Source organism: Empedobacter sp. EJD.6dd (genome assembly GCF_057369435.1).
Genome location: NZ_CM170667.1, coordinates 1,725,459 through 1,746,776 on the forward strand (window position 1 = coordinate 1,725,459; position 21,318 = coordinate 1,746,776).

A 21,318-nucleotide genomic window follows, 5' to 3' on the forward strand; every position below is an offset into this window, starting at 1 on the left:
CTTATGTCAGCTTTATATTGAATAATAGATTTGATTTTTTAAGAAAAACTATTGACGTAAATAAATAATATACTTTTTAATTTATTAAAAAAACTTTTTCTAAAAAATGAATAATAAACAATTATATAATTCATAATCTATTAATTAACATACTATTATTAATTATTCTAAATAAATTTAATTCTTGATTATAAAATTTTACATTTGCGCTATAAAATTTATCTATTCTAAATAAATATAACTTATGTATACAAAATATAAAATTTTGATCATACTACTATTTAGTTCGATTTGTGCATTGGCACAAAATACAGGAATTATTGAAGGTAAAATTACTTCAGCGGATGGTTATCCTGTTTCTGGCATCCTAATTAAAATAGGAAAATCATCAAAATCTAAAACCACGAATAAAAATGGTAAATTTAGATTTGAAAACTTCCCAGAAGGTCATCATACTATAACGTTAGAAGGAGAAGGATTAAAAAAACAATCTCAATCACTAGATGTCGTGATGAATGAAGTAACTACTTTTACTTTTGTTTTGAACGAAGATATTACTTCACTAAATGAAGTTGTCATCAAAATAAACGATTCACCTAACAAGAAGAAAGAGACTATTCTCTCTGGTTTGGATATACAACCAATGGATTTACCGCAAAGTTTTCAGATTGTTAATCATCAAGTTATAGAACAGCAACAATCAATCAAACTGAGCGATGTAATCAAAAATGTAAATGGTGTATATGTTGGCTCTGCTCGTGGAGCTGCTACAGAATCTTTTTTTTCGAGAGGATATGATATGTCATCAAACAATATGTTTAAAAATGGTTTTCGATTTAACAATGGTTCAATTCCAGAAGTATCTTCATTAGAAAAAGTTGAAGTTTTGAAAGGAGGTGCTGCCTTATTATTTGGTAATGTAGCTCCTGGAGGTGTTTTGAACATGGTGACAAAAAAACCTCGATTTGATTTTGGTGGAGAAGTAAGTATGCAAATGGGTAGTTATAATTTTTATAAACCATCTGTAGATATTTATGGACCTATTAATAATACCATTGCTTATCGTTTGATTGGATCGTATGAAAATTCTGAAAGTTTTAGAGATGTTGTAAAAAGAGAACGTTATTATATCAATCCATCATTTTTGTTTAAAGTTTCTGATAAAACAGAAGTTGTTATTCAGGCAGATTATTTGAATGATGATTGGACTCCTGATTTTGGAACAGCTATTATTAGAAAAGAAATTGTCGACTTACCAAGAAACATGTACTTAGGAGCAACTTGGTCTAATGGAAAAACCCGTCAAGCAAGTTTAAGTTCTTTAATCAAACATGAATTTAATAACAATTGGAAATTAAATTTTAATGCATCATTTCAGGATTATGACAGGACTTCAAAAGGAACAGAACGAATTCAACCAAAAGCAAATGGTGATTGGGCGCGACCTTTAGGACAAAATAAGAATACAGAACAAGCTTATGCGAATCAGCTTAATCTTCAAGGAAATTTAAATACAGGAAAAATTAAACATCAATTGTTTACTGGAGTAGATTTTGATTATTCAACTGCTAAATCATATACATTTGTATTCAATCCTACAACTTATGGAAGTGGAAACATCTTTGATTTCGAAAACTTCGATCAAGGAGGAGCAATTCCAAACGCTACGAATACAAAAATTGCAAAAACTGCTACCAATCGTTTTGGAATATATTTACAAGATTTAATCTCTTTAACGCATAATTTCAAAGTTTTAGCTGGATTGCGCTGGTCTTGGCAAGAAGCTCAAGTAACAACTACAGATTTAACAAAGAATCCTATTGAAATTAAAAAAGATGGAAAACGTGTTGATGAAGCGTTTTCGCCTAAAGTTGGTTTAGTTTATCAACCAATAAAAGACATGGCTATTTTTGCAAGTTACTCTAATTCATTTACACCAAATACAGGAACTACTGTAGATTTAGTTGCAATAAAACCATCTATAATAGATCAATATGAAGTGGGAATTAAAAAAGATTTCTGGAAAGGCTTATTAAGCACAAATGTAACATTGTATGAAATCAAAAATAACAATTTAGCACAAACTGCAGAATTTAAAGCTGATGGAACACCAAATACAGATACAAGTATAAAAGTATTGAGTGGAGCTACAAAAAGTAAAGGTATTGAAATTGATTTAACTGCTCGACCAATTACAGGATTAAGTTTAATGGCAGGTTACAGCTACAATGATATGCGATACGCAAAAACATCAGGACTAAAAGGTAGTTTTATTGAAGGCGATCGTTTAGTAAGAACACCTGCTAATACAGCTAATTTAAGTTTCTTTTACACGGTTACAAATGGTAATTTAAAAGGTATTTCATTTGGTGCTATTGGAAATTATATTGGAAAACGAGTAGGTGGTTGGAATAATCAAATTGATCCTTCTCTACCTGGCGGAATATTAGACCGTGAAATTCCTTTGGATGCATATACAACAATAGATGTTTCAGCAGGCTATGCATGGAAAAAAATATCTTTATTATTTAAAGTTTCAAATATTACAGACGAATTAAATTATATAGTTCACGAAAATTATAGTGTCAATCCTATTGCTCCAAGACAATTTATGGGAACATTGAGATATAAGTTTTAATCGCCATAAAAGTTTAAAGCCACTCAACAGGGTGGCTTTTTTCAATTTATAGCTGTTAATAATTGAATTGTTATTATCGTTATCTATTTAAAATCTTATAATCTATTTAAATAGTTATTCATTTATCAAATAGAAAAGCCTCGCATTGCGAGGCTTTTCATATTATAATCGAATAGATTATGCTTCTTCTGTACTTTCAGTTTCAGCAGCTGGTGCAGCTTCTTCTGTTTTAGTACTTTTTCTACTACGACGTGTAGTTGCTTTCTTTTCAACTTTCGTGTTAGTGTAGATATCATTGAAATCTACTAACTCGATCATTGCTGTATCAGCACCGTCACCTAAACGGAAACCAGTTTTGATGATACGAGTGTATCCTCCTGGGCGATTAGCAATTTTAGGAGCTACAGTTCTGAATAATTCAGTTACAGCTTCTTTATCTTGTAAGTATGAAAATACAACGCGACGGTTGTTCGTATCGTCTGTTTTAGACTTTGTCAATAAAGGCTCAACATATGTTTGTAATGCTTTAGCCTTTGCTACTGTTGTGTTAATTCTCTTGTGAGTAATCAACGCTATAGCTAAATTAGATAATAAAGCTCTTCTATGAGAGGCAGTTCTACCTAAATGGTTAAATTTTTTTCCGTGTCTCATTTTTTAATAAAATTATTCTACGTCTAACTTATATTTTACGATGTCCATTCCAAAGTTAAGACCTTTGCTGTCCACCAATTCTTCTAACTCTGTAAGAGATTTCTTACCAAAGTTTCTGAATTTCATTAAGTCAGACTTAGCGAAAGAAACTAATTCGCCTAATGTTTCAACTTCAGCTGCTTTTAAACAATTTAATGCTCTTACTGATAAATCCATATCTACCAATTTTGTTTTCAATAATTGGCGCATATGTAACGCTTCTTCATCGTAAGTTTCACCAGATGCAACTTCTTCCGCTTCTAATGTAATTCTCTCATCTGAGAACAACATAAAGTGGTGAATTAAGATTTTAGCTGCTTCAGTTAAAGCATCTTGAGGTGTTATAGATCCATCTGTAGTAATTTCAAAAACTAATTTTTCATAATCAGTTTTTTGTTCTACACGATAGTTTTCAATTGCATATTTTACATTCTTAATAGGAGTGTAAATAGAATCAATTGCTATAGTACCGATTGGCGCAGAAGCCTTTTTATTCTCATCAGCTGGTACGTATCCTCTACCTTTTTCGATTGTAAATGTAATAGTTACGTTTACTTTAGCGTCTAAGTTAGCGATTACTAATTCAGGGTTTAAAACTTGGAATCCAGAAATAAATTTCCCTAAATCACCTGCTGTTAATTGATCTTGCCCTGAGATAGTAGCAGTTACAGTTTCAGCATCTGATTCATCAATTTGTTTCTTAAAACGAACCTTTTTCAGATTTAAAATGATCTCTGTAACATCTTCCACTACTCCTGGAATAGTTGAAAATTCGTGCTCAACACCTTCGATTTTGATCGACGTGATTGCATATCCTTCTAAAGAAGAAAGTAAAACTCTACGTAGAGCATTTCCAACTGTAATCCCGTATCCTGGCTCTAATGGACGGAACTCGAATTGTCCGAATTGAGAGTCAGACTCTACTAAGATTACTTTGTCAGGTTTGATGAAATTTAAAATAGTCATTTTATTAGTCTGATTTTAAGGTTTATTTAGAATATAACTCGACGATTAATTGCTCTTTGATATCTTCTGGGATTTGAACTCTTTCTGGAGCTTTTGTAAAAGTACCTGATTTTTGCTCATCATTCCAAACTAACCAATCGTACTCGCTACGTGCGTGTAAAGAGTTTGTGATTGCAGTTAAAGATTTAGATTTCTCTCTAACAGCGATAACATCACCAGCTTTTAATTGGTAAGATGGGATATTAACAACTTCTCCGTTTACAGTTACGTGTTTGTGAGATACTAATTGACGTGCAGCACTACGTGAGTTTGCAATACCTAAACGGTAAACTACGTTATCTAAACGAGATTCACATAATTGTAATAATACTTCACCTGTAATTCCTTTAGAAGCATTTGCTTTTTTGTATAAGTTAGCAAATTGTTTCTCTAAGATACCGTAAGTATATTTCGCTTTTTGTTTTTCAGTTAACTGAATAGCGTATTCTGATTTTTTAGCTCTTCTTTTGTTAGGTCCGTGTTGCCCTGGAGGATATTTCTTTTTCTCAAAAGATTTATCGTCTCCGAAAATTGGTGCTCCAAATTTTCTTGCAATTTTAGTTTTTGGTCCTGTATATCTTGCCATGATTTGTTACTATTAAATATATTAAATAATTAAATTGAGAAAAATGATTATACTCTTCTCTTTTTAGGTGGACGACATCCATTATGTGGTAATGGAGTAACATCAACGATTTCAGAAACCTCGATACCACCGTTATGAATTGTTCTAATAGCAGATTCACGACCTTGACCTGGTCCTTTCACGAATACTTTAACTCTTCTTAATCCTGCTTCGTATGCAACTGTTGTTGCATCTTGAGCAGCTACTTGAGCAGCGTAAGGAGTGTTCTTTTTAGATCCACGGAATCCCATTTTACCTGCTGAAGACCAAGAGATAACTTCACCGTTTTTGTTAGTTAATGTAACGATAACGTTGTTAAACGATGCTTGAATATGAGCTTGTCCAGTAGCTTCAATAACTACTTTTCTTTTCTTTACTACTTTCTGATTCTTTGCCATGATCCTATTTATTATTTAGTGGCTTTTTTCTTGTTAGCAACTGTTTTCTTTTTACCTTTTCTTGTACGTGAGTTGTTTTTAGTTCTTTGACCACGTAATGGTAAACCTAATCTGTGACGAATACCTCTTTGACATCCGATATCCATTAAACGTTTGATGTTTAATTGGATTTCTGATCTTAATTCACCTTCTACTTTGAAAGTTTCATTGATCGATGCACGGATTGCGTTGATTTCTTCATCAGTCCATTCGCTAACTTTAGTATCTTCTGAGATATTGTTCTCAGCTAAGATTTTAGAAGCACTGCTTCTACCGATCCCGTAAATGTATGTAAGTCCGATTACCCCTCTTTTGTTTTTAGGTAAATCTACACCTGAAATTCTTGCCATAATTCTAAATAATTAACCTTGTCTTTGTTTAAACTTAGGATTCTTTTTGTTGATCACATACAGACGTCCTTTACGACGCACAATTTTACAGTCAGCACTTCTCTTTTTAATGGATGCTCTAATTTTCATCTTTGTAAATTTATTTATAATCCGATAGAGTTAACGTATCTACATTAACTCTACCACCAGTCGTTATTATTTCTTTTAGTATCTGTAAGATATTCTACCTTTCGTTAAATCGTAAGGAGACATCTCTATTTTAACTCTATCCCCTGGTAATAATTTGATATAGTGCATACGCATTTTACCAGAGATGTTACATGTTACAACATGTCCATTTTCTAATTCGACACGGAACATTGCATTGGATAATGCTTCTGTAATCGTACCGTCTTGTTCAATATGTTTTTGTTTAGCCATAAATCTTTTTAATAAAATCTTATTAGATATCTCTTGAAGTTCTACCTGAAGACATTAAACCATCGTAACGGTGATTTAATAAATATGTATTAATTTGTTGTACAGTATCTAAGATAACTCCCACCATAATTAACATTGATGTACCTCCAAAGAACATTGCTAAGCTCTGTTCTACACCTAATAATTTTACAATCGCTGGCAAAACAGCAAGCAAAGTTAGTAAAATTGCTCCAGGTAACGTAATTTTTGATAAAATTTCGTCTAAAAAATTTGCAGTTTCTTTTCCAGGACGGATTCCAGGGATGATTCCTCCGTTACGTTTTAGATCTTCAGCCATTTGGTTTACTGGAATTGTAATCGCAGTATAGAAATAAGTGAAGATGATAATTAGTAACCCAAAAATCAAATTGTATTCCCATGTAAATGGATCTGCCATTTTTGCGAAGAATGCTTTGATAGGACTTCCTTCATCTAGAAAATAATTTGCCAATGTTCCTGGTAAAAACATAATTGCTTGGGCAAAGATTATAGGCATTACACCTGCCGCATTTACTTTAAGTGGAATATATGAACGTACAGAATCTGTAACCGATCTCATATATGAACTACTTGAAGTTTGCGCTCTTCTTACATATTGCACAGGTACTTTACGTACAGCTGCTACAATCATAATACACATTGCAATAACTAGGATTAACCCTAACATTTCTATCAAGAAGAAAATACCATTTGAAGGATCTACTTCAAACGCATTGAAAATTGCTTTTGGTAAGTCGGCTAAGATACCAACCATAATTAAGATTGATATACCATTACCTATACCTTTGTCAGTAATTTTTTCTCCCATCCACATGGCAAAGATTGTTCCCGTAATCAAAATGATTGTTGAAGGGAACCAGAACCAAAAGTTGGTTGGAGGGATAACATAAATAGCGTATGACGAAGCTGGATCGTAAGGTAAAATTTGAGATGTCACCAATGTAAGGTAAGCTGGTGCTTGCACCAAACATATCCCAATTGTTAACCATCTTGTAATTTGATTTACTTTATTTCTTCCACTTTCTCCTTCTTTTTGTAGTTTTTGGATGTAAGGTACTGCTAATCCCATCAATTGTATAACAATTGAAGCAGAGATATAAGGCATAATTCCTAACGCAAATACGGAAGCTCTCTTAAAAGAACCTCCGGTAAAAGAGTTTAATAATCCTAAAATTCCTGAATTTGCATTTTCTTGGTCTGCAACAAAACGATTAACCTCGTTAATATCGACACCTGGAAGTGGTATATGAGAACCGAATCTATATACCAACAATAGAAGGATAGTTACAAGTAACTTATCCTTCAATTCTTTTATGCTCCAGATATTTTTTATGGTCTGTATAAACCCTTTCATCTATAAAATATATGCTTAAGCGTTAACTAATTCTACTTTACCTCCTGCTTTCTCAATAGCTTCTTGAGCTGTTTGAGTGAATTTATCAGCAGTAACATTAACAGTAGCTTTTAACTCTCCACGACCTAAGATTTTAACTAAGTCATTTTTGTGAGCTAATCCTAACTGTACTAATGTTTCTTTGTTTAAAGTATCTGTAATTTTGTTGTTATCAACTAATTGTTGAATTGTATCTAAATTGATTCCAGTGTACTCAACTCTGTTGATGTTTTTGAAACCAAATTTAGGTAAACGTCTTTGTAAAGGCATTTGACCACCTTCGAATCCGATTTTTCTTGAATAACCAGAACGAGATTTAGCACCTTTGTGTCCACGACCTGCTGTCAAACCGTTTCCACTACCTTCACCTCTACCTTTACGGAATTTATTTTGTACTGAACCAGCAGCTGGTTTTAAATTACTTAAATTCATTTTTAATAATTTTTAAAAGGTTAAAAGCGATTAAGCTCTTTCTACTACTACTAAGTGTGAGATTTTACGGATCATTCCTTCGATTTGAGGAGTTGATTCGTGCTCAACAACTTGATTCAACTTTTTTAATCCTAAAGCAACTAATGTAGCTTTTTGAGATTTATCACGGTTGATAGCACTACGTGTTTGTTTTACTCTTACTTTGCTCATGATACTTTTTTTTAACCGTTGAATACTTTAGTTACAGAAATACCTCTTTGACGTGCAATAGTTTCTACAGAACGTAAGCTTAATAAAGCGCTGAATGTAGCTTTTACTGCATTGTGAGGGTTAGAAGAACCTTTTGATTTTGATAATACATCATGTACACCAACTGATTCTAATACCGCACGTACTGTACCACCTGCAATTACCCCTGTACCTTTTGCTGCTGGACGGATGAATACTTGCGCACCACCGAAACGAGCTTCTTGTTCGTGAGGAATTGTGTTGTTAAATAATGGGATACGTACTAAGTTTTTCTTAGCATCTTCGATAGCTTTAGCGATTGCAGAAGCTACGTCTTTAGATTTCCCTAATCCGTAACCTACTACTCCGTTTCCGTCACCTACTACTACGATTGCAGAGAAACCAAATGCTCTACCTCCTTTTGTTACTTTAGTAACACGTTGTACTCCAACTAAACGATCTTTTAAATCTAAACCTGTTGGTTTTACTCTTTCTACGTTTTTAAATCCTAACATAATTTCTTTCTCTTTTTTAGAATTTTAATCCACCTTCTCTAGCACCATCTGCTAAAGCTTTGATTCTACCATGATATACGAAACCGTTACGATCAAAAACTACAGTTTCAATTCCTTTAGCAACAGCTTTTGCAGCTAACGCTTTCCCAACTGATGCAGAAACTTCAGTTTTAGTACCTTCTACAGAAACACCTTTTTCACGAGATGATGCAGAAGCTAAAGTTACTCCACTGTTATCGTCAATAATTTGAGCGTAAATTTCTTTGTTAGAACGGTAAACTGACAAACGAGGTTTAGTTTCTGTTCCAAAAATATTTCGACGCACGCGTCTTTTTATTTTTTGTCTTTTTTCTACTTTAGATAATGCCATTTTTCAATGATTTTTATGCAGATTTACCTGCTTTTCTTCTAATAATTTCTCCTACGTACTTAATTCCTTTTCCTTTGTAAGGCTCTGGCTTACGGTAAGAACGGATTTTAGCTACTACCATACCTAATAATTGATTATCGTGAGACGATAATGTGATAATTGGGCTTTTACCTTTTTCAGTTAAAGTTTCTACTTTAACTTCTGTTGGTAATTCGATAATAATGTTGTGAGAGAAACCTAATGACAAATCTAATTTTTGTCCTTGGTTAGATGCTCTATAACCTACCCCAACTAATTCTAATTGTTTTTTGAAACCTTCAGTTACACCAGTAATCATATTATTGATTAATGAACGGTATAAACCATGTAAAGCTTTGTTATCTTTAGAATCGTCTGGACGAACTACAGTTAAAACTCCATTTTCGATTGTTACATCAAATCCAGCTTTTAACTCTCTTGTCATTGTAATGTTGTTACCTGTAACAGTAACTACGTTATCTTTAAAATCAACTGTTGCAGCTGCAGGAATATTGATTATTGCGTGTCCTATTCTTGACATAATTTCTTAATTTTTTAAAAGATTAATAAACAAAACATAAAACTTCACCACCAACATTCTCTTGACGAGCTTGTTTATCTGTCATAACACCTTTAGAAGTTGAAATGATAGCAACACCTAAACCGTTTAATACACGAGGTAATTCTTTAGATCCTGCATACTGACGTAAACCTGGAGTTGAAGCTCTTTTGATTTTACGGATTGCTGGCTCTTTAGTTACTTTGTCGTACTTTAAAGCGATTTTGATTGTTCCTTGAGGTTTGTCTTGACCTTCGAATTTGTAGTTCAAGATGTAACCTTGTTCAAATAAGATCTTAGTGATCTCTTTTTTAATTTTAGATGCAGGGATTTCCACTACTTTGTGTCCTGCCATCATTGCATTTCTAACACGAGTTAGAAAATCTGAAATTGGATCTGTATACATAAATAATTCTATAGTATAGCGCCTAAGCACTACTTTTAAAATTAAACTTTTACCAAAATGCACTATGCATTTGGGTTGCAAATATATTGCATATTTTTTAATTACAAACTATTAATCTAAAAATTTTATTTTTAACTCATTAAGGTATAGTTAAAACAACAAATAACTCTGTATATCGACACATAAAATATTTGAGATAAAAAAAATCCTTACTCAATAAAGAGTAAGGATTTTTATATTTATAAAGCTATTGGTAAATTACCAAGACGCTTTTTTAACACCTGGGATTAACCCTTCGTTCGCCATTTCACGGAATGTAACACGAGAGATCCCGAAAGTTCTCATGTATCCTTTTGGACGACCTGTTAATTTACAACGGTTGTGTAAACGTACAGGAGAAGCGTTTTTAGGTAATTTTTGTAATGCTTCGTAGTCACCAGCTTCTAATAAAGCTTGACGTTTCGCAGCATACTTAGCAACTAATGCTTGTCTTTTGCGCTCACGCGCTTTCATTGATTCTTTAGCCATGACTTCTTATTTTTCTTTAGTAAATGGTAATCCGAATTTAGATAATAAAGCTTTCGCTTCTTTATCTGTGTTCGCTGAAGTTACAAAGGTAATATCTAAACCTTGAATTTTCTTGATTTTATCAATATTAATTTCTGGGAAGATAATTTGCTCTTTGATACCTAAGTTATAGTTACCTCTACCGTCGAAACCTGTAGAAGAAATTCCGTTAAAATCACGTACACGTGGTAATGCTGAAGATACTAAACGATCTAAGAATTCGTACATTTTCTCACCACGTAAAGTTACTTTAGCACCAATTGGCATTCCTTTACGTAATTTGAAAGCTGCTTCATCTTTCTTAGAGATAGTTCCAACTGCTTTTTGACCTGTGATTAATTCTAACTCTTCGATAGCGTAATCAACGATTTTTTTATCAGCTGTAGCAGCTCCTAAACCTTGAGATAAAACAATTTTCTCTAATTTAGGAACTTGCATGATAGATTTGTATCCGAACTCTTCTTTAAGAGCAGCTACAATCTCTTCTTTATATTTAACCTGCGGACGAGGTGTGTATGTTGTTGTACTCATCTTAGATAGCTTTTCCTGATTTTTTTGCAATTCTTACTTTTTTACCTCCTTCTTCTTTGATTGCTACTTTCGTTGCTTTCCCAGTTTCTGGATCTACTAAAGCCAATTTACATAAATAGATTTGAGCTTCTTTTTCAACAACTCCACCTTGTGGATTTTGTGCGCTTGGCTTTACACGTTTTTTTGCAATATTAACCCCTTCAACGATAGCTTTAGCTTTGTCAGGGAATACGCGTAACACAGTACCAGTTTGACCTTTGTTAGATCCTGATAATACGACTACTTTGTCTCCTTTTTTAATTTTTAACTTTGCCATGTTGTTATATTATAATACCTCTGGGGCTAATGATACAATTTTCATATATTCTTTATCACGTAACTCACGAGCAACTGGACCGAATACACGAGTTCCACGCATTTCTCCTTGAGTGTTCAATAATACACATGCATTATCGTCGAAACGGATATATGAACCGTCTTTTCTACGAACTTCTTTTTTAGTTCTAACTACAACAGCTTTTGATACAGCACCTTTCTTAACGTTTCCTGAAGGTGTAGCTTCTTTGATCGCAACTACGATTTTATCACCTACAGATGCGTATCTTCTTTTAGTACCACCTAAAACGCGGATTACTAATGCTTCACGAGCTCCTGTGTTATCTGCAACTTTTAATCTAGATTCTTGTTGTAACATAACTTATATTATTTAGCTCTTTCAATGATTTCTACTAATCTCCATCTTTTGTTTTTAGACAAAGGACGAGTTTCCATGATACGCACTGTGTCACCTTCGTTACATTCGTTAGATTCGTCGTGCGCTGTATATTTCTTCGTTTTTAAAACGAATTTCCCATAGAATGGGTGCTTTTGTTTCTTCGTTTCAGCTACAACAATGGTTTTTTCCATTTTATTAGATGTAACTAAACCTACTCTTTCTTTTCTTAATTTTCTTTCCATCAGTTACAGATTACTGTTATGATTGTTTTTCGTTTAACACGGTATTCAAACGAGCAATTGTTCTGCGTAAGTCTCTAATACCGATTGGATTTGCTACAGGAGAAACTGCGTTAGTCAATTTTAATTGATCATAGTTTGTTTGTTCTTCAGCTATTTTAGCTTGTAACTCCTCAACACTTAGATTTCTAATATCTGCTGCTTTCATTTTTTCTTAATTTTTTGAAATAATTAATTTTGGAAATCACGTGCAACGATAAACTTAGTCTTAACAGGTAATTTCTGAGCTGCTAAACGCAATGCTTCAGTTGCAACCTCTACTGGTACACCTCCTACTTCGAATAAAATACGACCTGGTTGTACTGGAGCTACCCAATATTCTGGAGCACCTTTACCTTTACCCATACGTACCTCTGCTGGTTTCTTAGTAATTGGTTTATCTGGAAATATTTTAATCCATAATTGACCCTCTCTCTTCATGAAACGAGTTGCAGCAATACGAGCTGCCTCGATTTGACGTGCTGTAATAAACGCTTCGTCTAAAGATTTGATCCCGAAAGTCCCGTAAGCTAATTGAGTTCCTCTGTGAGAAACACCTTTCATCTTACCTTTTTGGGTTTTTCTAAACTTTACTCTTCTCGGTGATAACATATCTACTTAATTCTTTATGTTAGTTGTTAAACTAAATTATCGCTTTCTATTATTAGATCTTTCACCTCCCTTTCTTGCGTTGTCAGATTTCTTTTGTTTTTTCTGTAATCCAACTAAAGGAGATAATTCTCTCTTACCATATACCTCACCTTTCATGATCCATACTTTGATCCCTAAACGACCGTATGTAGTATGAGCTTCTGAAATGTGGTAATCAATGTCTGCACGGAATGTAGACAAAGGAATACGTCCATCTTTATAAGTTTCAGAACGTGCCATCTCTGCACCGTTTAAACGACCAGAGATTTGAACTTTGATTCCTTCTGCGTTCATTCTCATTGCTGATTGAATTGCCATTTTAATAGCACGACGATAAGAAATACGATTCTCAATTTGACGAGCGATACTATCACCTACTAAGATTGCATCTAATTCTGGTCTCTTAATTTCGAAGATGTTAATTTGAACCTCTTTACCTGTGATTTTCTTTAACTCTTCTTTTAATTTGTCAACTTCTTGTCCACCTTTACCAATAATGATACCTGGACGAGCAGTAGTTACAGTAACTGTAACCAATTTTAAAGTACGATCGATGTAAATACGAGAAACTCCGGCTTTAGACAAACGTGCTCTTAAATAAGTACGAATTTTTGCATCTTCTGCAATTTTATCACCGTAATCATTTCCACCGTACCAGTTAGAATCCCATCCTCTGATGATTCCTAAACGATTTCCGATTGGATTAGTTTTTTGTCCCATATCTATTAATCTTGTACTTTTTGTTTATCTTCTTTAGTTCCTAAAACCAAAGTTACATGGTTTGAACGTTTTCTGATTCTATGTGCTCTACCTTGAGGTGCAGTACGAATTCTTTTTAATTGACGTGCACTGTCAACAGAGATTTCTTTTACATATAATCCAGCTTCTTCAACATCAGCTCCTTCGTTTTTGATTTGCCAGTTAGCGATAGCGCTTAATAACAATTTTTCCAAACGAATTGAAGCGTGGTTTTTAGTATATTTTAAAATACCTAAAGCTTTTTGAATTTCAACTCCACGGATAATATCTACTACTAATCTCATTTTACGAGGAGAAGTAGGAACATTATTTAATTTCGCAAAAGCTACCTGCTTGTTAGCTTCTTTGATTCTTTCGTTACTTAATCTTTTTCTAGATCCCATGGCCTTCTACTATTTTTTTCCTTTGTTTTTAGCTCCGGCATGACCTCTAAAAGTACGTGTAGGAGCGAACTCACCTAATTTATGACCTACCATATTCTCAGTAACATAAACAGGAATAAATTGTTTTCCGTTGTGTACTGCGATTGTTTGACCAACAAAATCAGGAGAAATCATTGATGCTCTTGACCATGTTTTGATCACGTTTTTGCTACCGCTTTCTACGTTAGCAAGAACTTTCTTTTCTAATTTATAGTGGATGAATGGTCCTTTTTTTAATGAACGTGCCATAAATTATTTTTTTCTTCTTTCAACAATATATTTGTTAGACGCTTTCTTCTTGTCACGAGTTTTGTAACCTTTAGATGGAATACCGTTACGAGAACGAGGGATACCTCCTGTCGCACGACCTTCACCACCACCCATTGGGTGATCTACAGGGTTCATAACCATTGGACGAGTTCTTGGACGACGACCTTGCCATCTAGAACGACCAGCTTTACCAGAAACTTCTAACTGATGATCTGTGTTAGAAACAACACCTACTGTTGCTTTACACTCCACTAAAATCATTCTTGATTCACCACTTGGTAACTTAACGATAGCATATTTACCATCACGCGCAACTAATTGAGCATAAGTACCTGCACTTCTTGCCATAACTGCTCCTTGCCCTGGACGTAACTCAATACAAGAGATTACTGTACCTAATGGCATGTTTTTAAGCTTCATAGCATTACCTACTTCTGGTTCTACATTTTCTCCTGAAACAATTACTTGTCCAGCTTTCAAACCATTTTGAGCAATAATGTAACGTTTTTCACCATCTTCGTAAGACAATAAAGCGATGAATGCAGTTCTGTTTGGATCGTATTGTACAGATTCTACAGTTGCAGCACCTTCTTTATCACGTTTGAAGTCGATGATACGATATTTTTGTTTGTGTCCACCACCGATATAACGCATTGTCATTTTACCAGTGTTGTTACGTCCACCCGATTTAGATTTTCCTTCAACTAATGTCTTTTCTGGCTTAGCACCTTTGTCTACTGCCGCAAATTCATTAACCACTCTAAAACGTTGTCCCGGGGTGATAGGTTTTAATTTTCTTACTGACATTTTTTAATTCTTAAATTATCCGAACAACTCTATTTCTTGACCTTCAGCTAAGCTAACGATCGCTTTTTTCAATTTATTTGTTTTTCCAGTTTGAAAACCTGTTTTTGTGTAACGAGTTTTTACTTTTGGAGCAGAAACTAAAGTACTAACAGAAACCACAGATACACCGTAAGTTTTTTCTACAGCTTCTTTGATTTGAATTTTGTTAGCTTTTGTGTCTACATAAAACGAATATTGCCCTAATAACTCACTGTTATTTGTAGCTTTTTCTGAAATTACTGGTTTAATTATGATTCCCATTTTCTTCGTCTTATTTTGTTAAATTTTCTTGAACTGTTGCTAAAGAACCTTCTAAAAATACGATTTGAGAAGCATTGATTAAATCAAATACATTTAATTCCTCAGTTGTAACAACTTTAACTTTTTGTAAGTTACGAGAAGATAAATATACATTGCTATTAGACTCTCCTAATACGAATAAAGATTTTGTGTTCTCTAATCCTAAATCAGCTAAAACTGTTTTGAACTCTTTAGTTTTTGGAGCTTCAAAAGAGAAGTTCTCAACAACTTTGATTTCATTCTCAGCTAATTTTTGTGATAACACAGATTTTTTAGCTAATCTCTTTTGTGCTTTGTTTAATTTGAAAGAGTAGTTTCTTGGACGTGGTCCAAATACTCTACCTCCTCCTCTAAACACTGGAGATTTAATAGAACCAGCACGAGCTGTACCTGTTCCTTTTTGTTTTTTGATTTTACGAGTAGATCCCGCAATCTCAGCTCTTTCTTTTGCTTTGTGAGTTCCTTGGCGTTGAGCTGCTAAATATTGCTTAACTTCTAAGTACACTGTGTGTGTAGAAGGCTCAATTCCGAAAACTGCCTCGTCTAAAGATACTGTTCTTCCAGTTTCTTGACCTTTGATGTTTAATACTACTACTTCCATCTTCTAACGATTACGTATGAATTTTTAGGACCTGGGATAGCACCTTTAACAATTAAAAGATTTTTCTCAGCATCCACTTTAAGTACTTTTAAGTTCTGAACAGTAACTTGTTTACCACCCATTCTTCCAGCCATACGCATTCCTTTGAATACACGAGATGGATCTGAACCAGCACCGATAGAACCTGGAGCTCTTAAACGGTTATGTTGACCGTGTGTAGCTTGACCTACTCCACCGAAACCATGACGTTTAACCACACCTTGGAAACCTTTTCCTTTTGAAGTACCTGTAACACTTACAAATTCTCCTTCGTTGAATAACTCAACGTTAACTTCTCCACCTAATGTTAAAGAGTTTACGAATTCTTCTCCGTAAAACTCAACCAACTTACGTTTTGGAGTAGTTCCTGCTTTTTTAAAGTGACCTTTTAAAGCATTAGTCGTGTTTTTTTCTTTTGCGTCATCGAAACCAAGTTGAGCAGCAACGTACCCATCTTTCTCTACGGTTCTGACTTGAGTAACCACACATGGTCCAGCCTCTACGATAGTCACAGGAATATTTTTCCCGTTCTCATCAAATAAGCTAGTCATCGCGATTTTTTTACCAATGATACCTGACATTTGATTAAAATATGTTAATAATTTGTTTATTATTTTAGAGAATGTGCTCTTTCGAACACTAGAGATCTTCTCTAAAATTAGCATGCAAATGTAAGAATTATTTTGTAAACCACAAACTTTCAATTAATTATTTTTCAAAAGATTACAAACCAAGAAAAACAACGAAAGATTAAATCTAAAATAATTCGATAAAAAAACCCTGAGATGTGCACGTCTCAGGGTTTATATTTATTTAAAGTGTTGTTTAACTACACTTTAATTTCTACTTCAACACCACTAGGTAATTCTAATTTCATCAAAGCATCTACTGTTTTAGATGAAGATGAATAGATATCTAATAATCTTTTGTGAGCTGATAATTGAAATTGCTCACGAGATTTTTTGTTTACGTGTGGAGATCTTAAAACTGTAAAGATTCTTTTGTGAGTTGGTAATGGAATAGGACCATTAACAACAGCTCCTGTAGCTTTTACAGTTTTTACAATTTTCTCAGCTGATTTATCAACTAAAGAATAATCGTAAGATTTTAATTTTATTCTAATTTTTTGACTCATTTTTGTTGAATTAAGCGTTACCTTTTGCTTTAGCGATTACAGCTTCAGACACATTTGTAGGTGCTGGAGCGTAGTGATCGAATTCCATAGTCGATGTAGCACGACCAGAAGATAATGTACGTAATGATGTTACGTATCCGAACATTTCTGCTAATGGAACCATAGCTTTAATAACTTTTGCGTTATTTCTATCGTCCATACCAGATACTTGTCCACGTCTTCTGTTCAAGTCACCAACGATGTCACCCATGTTTTCTTCTGGAGTTAAAACCTCTAACTTCATGATAGGCTCTAAAATTTGAGCACCAGCAGCTTTAGCAGCAGCTTTATAACCCATTTGAGCAGCTAACTCGAAAGATAATTGGTCAGAATCCACAGGGTGGAAAGATCCATCTTTTAAAGTAACTTTTAACGAATCCATTTCGAATCCTGCTAAAGGTCCATTCTTCATTGCAGCTTTGAAACCTTTCTCAATAGAAGGGATAAATTCTTTAGGAACGTTACCACCTTTAATTTCAGAAACGAATTCTAAACCTACTTTTCCTTCATCTGCTGGTCCCATTGTGAAAACGATATCAGCAAATTTACCACGTCCACCAGATTGTTTTTTGTAAACCTCACGGTGATCTGCTGGTCTTGAGAATGACTCTTTGTACTCTACTTGAGGCTCACCTTGGTTAACCTCTACTTTGAATTCACGTTTTAAACGGTCAACGATGATATCTAAGTGTAACTCACCCATACCAGAAATAACTGTTTGACCTGAAGCCTCATCAGTTTTTACTTGGAATGTTGGATCTTCTTCAGCTAATTTAGCTAAAGCCATACCTAATTTATCAACGTCAGCTTTTGTTTTAGGCTCAACTGCAATACCAATTACTGGATCTGGGAAGTCCATAGACTCTAATACGATAGGTGCTTTTTCGTCACATAAAGTATCTCCTGTTTTAATATCTTTGAAACCTACTGCAGCTCCAATATCACCTGCTTCGATACGCTCGATAGGCTCTTGTTTGTTAGCGTGCATTTGGAAGATACGAGAAATACGTTCTTTGTTACCAGAACGAGTATTTAACACGTAAGATCCTGCGTCTAATCCACCAGAATAAGCACGGAAGAAAGCTAAACGACCTACGAATGGGTCAGTAGCGATTTTAAATGCTAATGCTGCGAATGGCTCATCAACTGAAGGCTTTCTCGAGATTGGCTCGTCAGTTTTTGGGTCAGTTCCTGGGATCGCTTCTTTATCACTTGGTGATGGTAAGTAACGACATACAGCATCTAACATGAATTGTACACCTTTGTTTTTGAACGAAGATCCACAAGTCATTGGGATGATAGACATATCTAATGTTGCAGCACGTAATGCAGCATGAACTTCTTCTTCAGTAATAGAGTTTTCGTCCTCCATGTACTTCTCTAATAAGTTCTCGTCGTACGCAGCTACTTCTTCAATTAATTGACCACGGAATTGTCTTACATCGTCAACCATATCAGCTGGGATTTCAACAACATCAAATGTAGAACCATGATTTTCATCATGCCATACAATTGCACGGTTTTTAATTAAATCTACAACTCCTTTAAAGTCTGCTTCGTCTCCGATTGGTAAAACGATAGGAACAGCGTTTGATCCTAACATTTCACGTACTTGACGACAAACATTTAAGAAATCAGCTCCTTGACGGTCCATTTTGTTAACGAAACCTAAACGAGGAACTTTATAGTTATCTGCTAAACGCCAGTTTGTTTCAGACTGAGGTTCAACTCCATCTACTGCTGAGAATAAGAAAACTAAACCATCTAAAACACGTAAAGAACGGTTTACCTCTACTGTAAAGTCAACGTGACCAGGAGTGTCGATAATATTAAAGTGGTATCCTTTAGCGTCTGGTAATGGTTTACCTTGTTCTGTTGGGAATGTCCAATCTACTGTTACAGCTGCAGAAGTAATTGTAATACCTCTTTCAGCTTCTTGCTCCATCCAGTCAGTTGTAGCTGATCCTTCGTGAGTTTCTCCAATTTTATGATTCTTACCTGAATAGAATAAGATACGCTCTGTCGTTGTAGTTTTTCCTGCATCGATGTGAGCAGCAATACCAATATTTCTTGTGTATTTTAAATCTCTTGCCATCGTGTATTAGAATCTAAAGTGAGAGAATGCTTTGTTAGCTTCTGCCATTTTGTGAGTATCTTGACGTTTTTTAACGGCAGACCCTTCCTCTTTAGCAGCTGCAATAATTTCTCCAGCTAATTTTTGAGCCATCGATTTCTCGTTTCTGTTACGAGAATATTTGATTAACCATTTCATTGCTGTTGAAATTTTACGGTCTGGACGAATTTCCATTGGAATTTGGAATGTAGCTCCACCAACACGGCGAGAACGTACTTCTACGTGAGGCATTACATTAGATAATGCTTCTTTCCAAATGTCTAATGAAGTTTTTTCTGCATCTTCTTTACGAGAATCTACGATTTCTAACGCATCATAGAAAATCTTGAATGCTACAGATTTTTTTCCGTCATACATTAAGTTGTTTACGAAACGAGTTACTAACTGATCATTAAATTTAGGATCTGGAAGTAAAGGTCTTTTTTTAGCTCTTGTCTTTCTCATCTTACCTTAAATTTATTTTTTAGCATCTTTAGGACGTTTCGCTCCATACTTACTTCTACGTTGAGTACGTCCGTTTACTCCCGCAGTATCTAACGCTCCACGTACAATGTGGTAACGCACACCTGGTAAATCTTTAACTCTACCTCCTCTAACCAATACTATCGAGTGCTCTTGAAGATTATGACCTTCACCACCGATGTACGCGTTAACTTCTTTTCCGTTTGTTAATCTAACACGAGCAACTTTACGCATTGCTGAGTTAGGTTTCTTAGGAGTTGTAGTGTAAACACGTGTACAAACACCGCGGCGTTGTGGACATGATTCCAATGCAGCCGATTTACTCTTCTTGGTTAGTTTTTTTCTACCTTTTCTAACTAATTGTTGAATTGTTGGCATACTAATTAAATTTCCTTTTAAATTTGGATTAAACCCATTTTTTGGGCATGCAAAACTACAAATAATTTATACAAAAACAAATAATAATGAATTTATTTTACATTGATTTATAATTTTTTAAAGAATTATAAGCTATATTTTACAGAATTTTAATTTAAGATTAACTAAACAAATCAAATATCAATAAACCATTTTTACGAGAAGAATAATTTTTTTATACATCTGTTTACAACAAAACTCATTTTTACTAAGTTCTATACTATTATTGTCTAAACTAAATAACTTTTCGTATTTTTAATCAATCTGAATATCATACGATTATAAATCTATTTTAATAAAAACGTTCGCATAATATTTATTTAATGTTAATTTTACATTAGAAAAATTAATTTTGCATTTCAAAACATTATTAAATGTCGGTAAACTCATTTTTTAAATTATTCACTCCAAAGGATAAAGTATTCTATCCTTTGTTCGAGGAAGCTTCAAAAAGTTTAATCAAATTAGCTGAACTTTTACATGAATGTGTAAATGCTCCAGTTGAAGAACGCGAAGATTACATCGCACAAATTTCTAAGATCGAAAGTAAAATTGAATATCTAACTCAAAAAACAAATTTAGAGTTAAGCAAAAACTTTATCACTCCATTTGACAGAGAAGATATTTATCAGTTAGTAAAATCTATCGATTATGTTGCTGACAATTTAAATGGTGCAGCAAATCGTATCAATATTTATCAAGTAGATAAAATCACGAAATCTATCCGAAAAATTACAGCTGTTAATTTAGAAGCTTGTCAATTAATCGGTGAAGGAATTGAGCAAGTAAAGGATTTGAGAAACGTAAATCGTATTTACGAAATTTGCGAACGAATCAATAAATTAGAAAATAAATCGGATCGTATTTTTGATAAAGCGGTTCAAGAAATTTTCGAGAACGAAACGGATGTAAAAAACATCATCAAATATAAAGAGGTTTTATCTTCATTAGAATCTGCAACAGATAAGTGTAAAAGTGTTGCAAATGTATTGGAAGCAGTAGCGGTAAAACACTCATAAACACAACT

Annotated in this window: 34 protein-coding genes; 2 read left to right on the forward strand and 32 right to left on the reverse strand. The window is 34.0% G+C overall.

The window, feature by feature from the left end:
• Nucleotides 1–265: 265 nt before the first annotated feature.
• Nucleotides 266–2,638 carry a TonB-dependent siderophore receptor gene (locus tag AC2I98_RS08085; RefSeq protein ID WP_486411228.1) on the forward strand — a complete coding sequence of 791 codons (2,373 nt, stop codon included), beginning with the start codon at nt 266–268 and terminating at the stop codon, nt 2,636–2,638.
• 177 nt (nt 2,639–2,815) lie between these two features.
• On the opposite strand, the gene rplQ is transcribed toward AC2I98_RS08085, so the two are convergent.
• The 32 genes from rplQ to rpsL form a co-directional block, all read right to left on the reverse strand.
• A complete protein-coding gene (gene rplQ, locus AC2I98_RS08090; protein WP_171623156.1) occupies nt 2,816–3,289 on the reverse strand; it encodes a 50S ribosomal protein L17 in 474 nt (157 codons plus the stop codon).
• 12 nt (nt 3,290–3,301) lie between these two features.
• Nucleotides 3,302–4,294, reverse strand: a complete 993-nt coding sequence (locus AC2I98_RS08095) for a DNA-directed RNA polymerase subunit alpha (RefSeq protein WP_171623155.1) — start codon at nt 4,292–4,294, stop codon at nt 3,302–3,304.
• A gap of 22 nt (nt 4,295–4,316) precedes the next feature.
• Nucleotides 4,317–4,919 (reverse strand): 30S ribosomal protein S4, encoded by a 603-nt coding sequence (gene rpsD / locus AC2I98_RS08100; protein ID WP_486411229.1) that lies wholly within the window; start codon nt 4,917–4,919, stop codon nt 4,317–4,319.
• A 47-nt stretch (nt 4,920–4,966) separates the two neighbouring features.
• A complete protein-coding gene (gene rpsK / locus AC2I98_RS08105) occupies nt 4,967–5,356 on the reverse strand; it encodes a 30S ribosomal protein S11 (RefSeq protein ID WP_019974178.1) in 390 nt (129 codons plus the stop codon).
• A gap of 11 nt (nt 5,357–5,367) precedes the next feature.
• Nucleotides 5,368–5,745 (reverse strand): 30S ribosomal protein S13, encoded by a 378-nt coding sequence (gene rpsM / locus AC2I98_RS08110; protein ID WP_038335547.1) that lies wholly within the window; start codon nt 5,743–5,745, stop codon nt 5,368–5,370.
• 12 nt (nt 5,746–5,757) lie between these two features.
• Complete coding sequence (gene ykgO, locus AC2I98_RS08115) at nt 5,758–5,874, reverse strand: type B 50S ribosomal protein L36 (protein ID WP_013598490.1); 117 nt, start codon at nt 5,872–5,874, stop codon at nt 5,758–5,760.
• 75 nt (nt 5,875–5,949) lie between these two features.
• Nucleotides 5,950–6,165 carry a translation initiation factor IF-1 gene (gene infA / locus AC2I98_RS08120; RefSeq protein ID WP_019974180.1) on the reverse strand — a complete coding sequence of 72 codons (216 nt, stop codon included), beginning with the start codon at nt 6,163–6,165 and terminating at the stop codon, nt 5,950–5,952.
• A 22-nt stretch (nt 6,166–6,187) separates the two neighbouring features.
• Nucleotides 6,188–7,558, reverse strand: a complete 1,371-nt coding sequence (secY, locus tag AC2I98_RS08125) for a preprotein translocase subunit SecY (protein WP_486411230.1) — start codon at nt 7,556–7,558, stop codon at nt 6,188–6,190.
• A 15-nt stretch (nt 7,559–7,573) separates the two neighbouring features.
• Nucleotides 7,574–8,029, reverse strand: coding sequence for a 50S ribosomal protein L15 (gene rplO / locus AC2I98_RS08130; protein ID WP_038335541.1), 456 nt, complete (start codon nt 8,027–8,029; stop codon nt 7,574–7,576).
• 30 nt (nt 8,030–8,059) lie between these two features.
• Nucleotides 8,060–8,239, reverse strand: a complete 180-nt coding sequence (rpmD, locus tag AC2I98_RS08135) for a 50S ribosomal protein L30 (RefSeq protein WP_038335538.1) — start codon at nt 8,237–8,239, stop codon at nt 8,060–8,062.
• 11 nt (nt 8,240–8,250) lie between these two features.
• Complete coding sequence (gene rpsE, locus AC2I98_RS08140) at nt 8,251–8,772, reverse strand: 30S ribosomal protein S5 (protein WP_486411231.1); 522 nt, start codon at nt 8,770–8,772, stop codon at nt 8,251–8,253.
• A gap of 16 nt (nt 8,773–8,788) precedes the next feature.
• Nucleotides 8,789–9,142 carry a 50S ribosomal protein L18 gene (gene rplR / locus AC2I98_RS08145; RefSeq protein WP_135835263.1) on the reverse strand — a complete coding sequence of 118 codons (354 nt, stop codon included), beginning with the start codon at nt 9,140–9,142 and terminating at the stop codon, nt 8,789–8,791.
• 13 nt (nt 9,143–9,155) lie between these two features.
• Nucleotides 9,156–9,701, reverse strand: a complete 546-nt coding sequence (gene rplF, locus AC2I98_RS08150; RefSeq protein ID WP_486411232.1) for a 50S ribosomal protein L6 — start codon at nt 9,699–9,701, stop codon at nt 9,156–9,158.
• Nucleotides 9,702–9,723: 22 nt separating this feature from the next.
• Nucleotides 9,724–10,125: a 30S ribosomal protein S8 gene (gene rpsH, locus AC2I98_RS08155; protein ID WP_135835489.1), complete on the reverse strand. Its 402-nt coding sequence runs from the start codon at nt 10,123–10,125 to the stop codon at nt 9,724–9,726.
• 258 nt (nt 10,126–10,383) lie between these two features.
• Nucleotides 10,384–10,653 carry a 30S ribosomal protein S14 gene (rpsN, locus tag AC2I98_RS08160; protein WP_135835265.1) on the reverse strand — a complete coding sequence of 90 codons (270 nt, stop codon included), beginning with the start codon at nt 10,651–10,653 and terminating at the stop codon, nt 10,384–10,386.
• 6 nt (nt 10,654–10,659) lie between these two features.
• Nucleotides 10,660–11,223, reverse strand: coding sequence for a 50S ribosomal protein L5 (rplE, locus tag AC2I98_RS08165; protein WP_486411233.1), 564 nt, complete (start codon nt 11,221–11,223; stop codon nt 10,660–10,662).
• 1 nt (nt 11,224) lies between these two features.
• Nucleotides 11,225–11,539, reverse strand: a complete 315-nt coding sequence (rplX, locus tag AC2I98_RS08170; RefSeq protein ID WP_038335509.1) for a 50S ribosomal protein L24 — start codon at nt 11,537–11,539, stop codon at nt 11,225–11,227.
• Nucleotides 11,540–11,548: 9 nt separating this feature from the next.
• Nucleotides 11,549–11,917, reverse strand: coding sequence for a 50S ribosomal protein L14 (gene rplN / locus AC2I98_RS08175; protein WP_019974196.1), 369 nt, complete (start codon nt 11,915–11,917; stop codon nt 11,549–11,551).
• 8 nt (nt 11,918–11,925) lie between these two features.
• Complete coding sequence (gene rpsQ / locus AC2I98_RS08180; protein ID WP_171623145.1) at nt 11,926–12,180, reverse strand: 30S ribosomal protein S17; 255 nt, start codon at nt 12,178–12,180, stop codon at nt 11,926–11,928.
• A gap of 16 nt (nt 12,181–12,196) precedes the next feature.
• Nucleotides 12,197–12,385, reverse strand: coding sequence for a 50S ribosomal protein L29 (gene rpmC, locus AC2I98_RS08185; RefSeq protein ID WP_486411234.1), 189 nt, complete (start codon nt 12,383–12,385; stop codon nt 12,197–12,199).
• Between the two features lie 23 nt (nt 12,386–12,408).
• Nucleotides 12,409–12,828, reverse strand: coding sequence for a 50S ribosomal protein L16 (gene rplP, locus AC2I98_RS08190; protein WP_038335490.1), 420 nt, complete (start codon nt 12,826–12,828; stop codon nt 12,409–12,411).
• Nucleotides 12,829–12,864: 36 nt separating this feature from the next.
• Entirely contained in the window at nt 12,865–13,587 is a 723-nt protein-coding gene (gene rpsC / locus AC2I98_RS08195; protein ID WP_486411235.1) for a 30S ribosomal protein S3, read from the reverse strand.
• A gap of 5 nt (nt 13,588–13,592) precedes the next feature.
• Complete coding sequence (gene rplV / locus AC2I98_RS08200) at nt 13,593–14,009, reverse strand: 50S ribosomal protein L22 (protein ID WP_019974201.1); 417 nt, start codon at nt 14,007–14,009, stop codon at nt 13,593–13,595.
• A 9-nt stretch (nt 14,010–14,018) separates the two neighbouring features.
• Complete coding sequence (gene rpsS, locus AC2I98_RS08205) at nt 14,019–14,297, reverse strand: 30S ribosomal protein S19 (RefSeq protein ID WP_019974202.1); 279 nt, start codon at nt 14,295–14,297, stop codon at nt 14,019–14,021.
• A gap of 3 nt (nt 14,298–14,300) precedes the next feature.
• Complete coding sequence (rplB, locus tag AC2I98_RS08210; protein WP_019974203.1) at nt 14,301–15,125, reverse strand: 50S ribosomal protein L2; 825 nt, start codon at nt 15,123–15,125, stop codon at nt 14,301–14,303.
• Between the two features lie 15 nt (nt 15,126–15,140).
• Complete coding sequence (gene rplW, locus AC2I98_RS08215) at nt 15,141–15,425, reverse strand: 50S ribosomal protein L23 (RefSeq protein ID WP_038335466.1); 285 nt, start codon at nt 15,423–15,425, stop codon at nt 15,141–15,143.
• A gap of 10 nt (nt 15,426–15,435) precedes the next feature.
• On the reverse strand, nt 15,436–16,065 hold the full coding sequence (gene rplD, locus AC2I98_RS08220; RefSeq protein ID WP_486411236.1) for a 50S ribosomal protein L4: 630 nt from the start codon (nt 16,063–16,065) through the stop codon (nt 15,436–15,438).
• Nucleotides 16,056–16,685, reverse strand: coding sequence for a 50S ribosomal protein L3 (gene rplC, locus AC2I98_RS08225; protein ID WP_135835270.1), 630 nt, complete (start codon nt 16,683–16,685; stop codon nt 16,056–16,058). Before rplC ends, rplD begins: the two co-directional genes overlap by 10 nt.
• A gap of 248 nt (nt 16,686–16,933) precedes the next feature.
• On the reverse strand, nt 16,934–17,239 hold the full coding sequence (gene rpsJ, locus AC2I98_RS08230; RefSeq protein WP_019974208.1) for a 30S ribosomal protein S10: 306 nt from the start codon (nt 17,237–17,239) through the stop codon (nt 16,934–16,936).
• Between the two features lie 10 nt (nt 17,240–17,249).
• Complete coding sequence (fusA, locus tag AC2I98_RS08235) at nt 17,250–19,373, reverse strand: elongation factor G (RefSeq protein ID WP_486411237.1); 2,124 nt, start codon at nt 19,371–19,373, stop codon at nt 17,250–17,252.
• 6 nt (nt 19,374–19,379) lie between these two features.
• Entirely contained in the window at nt 19,380–19,856 is a 477-nt protein-coding gene (rpsG, locus tag AC2I98_RS08240) for a 30S ribosomal protein S7 (protein WP_019974210.1), read from the reverse strand.
• Between the two features lie 12 nt (nt 19,857–19,868).
• The gene (rpsL, locus tag AC2I98_RS08245) at nt 19,869–20,252 is read right to left on the reverse strand and encodes a 30S ribosomal protein S12 (protein WP_019974211.1); all 384 of its coding nucleotides are present in this window, start codon (nt 20,250–20,252) and stop codon (nt 19,869–19,871) included.
• 413 nt (nt 20,253–20,665) lie between these two features.
• On the opposite strand from rpsL, the gene AC2I98_RS08250 reads away from it, so the two are divergent.
• Nucleotides 20,666–21,310, forward strand: a complete 645-nt coding sequence (locus tag AC2I98_RS08250) for a DUF47 domain-containing protein (RefSeq protein WP_486411238.1) — start codon at nt 20,666–20,668, stop codon at nt 21,308–21,310.
• Nucleotides 21,311–21,318 lie beyond the last annotated feature (8 nt).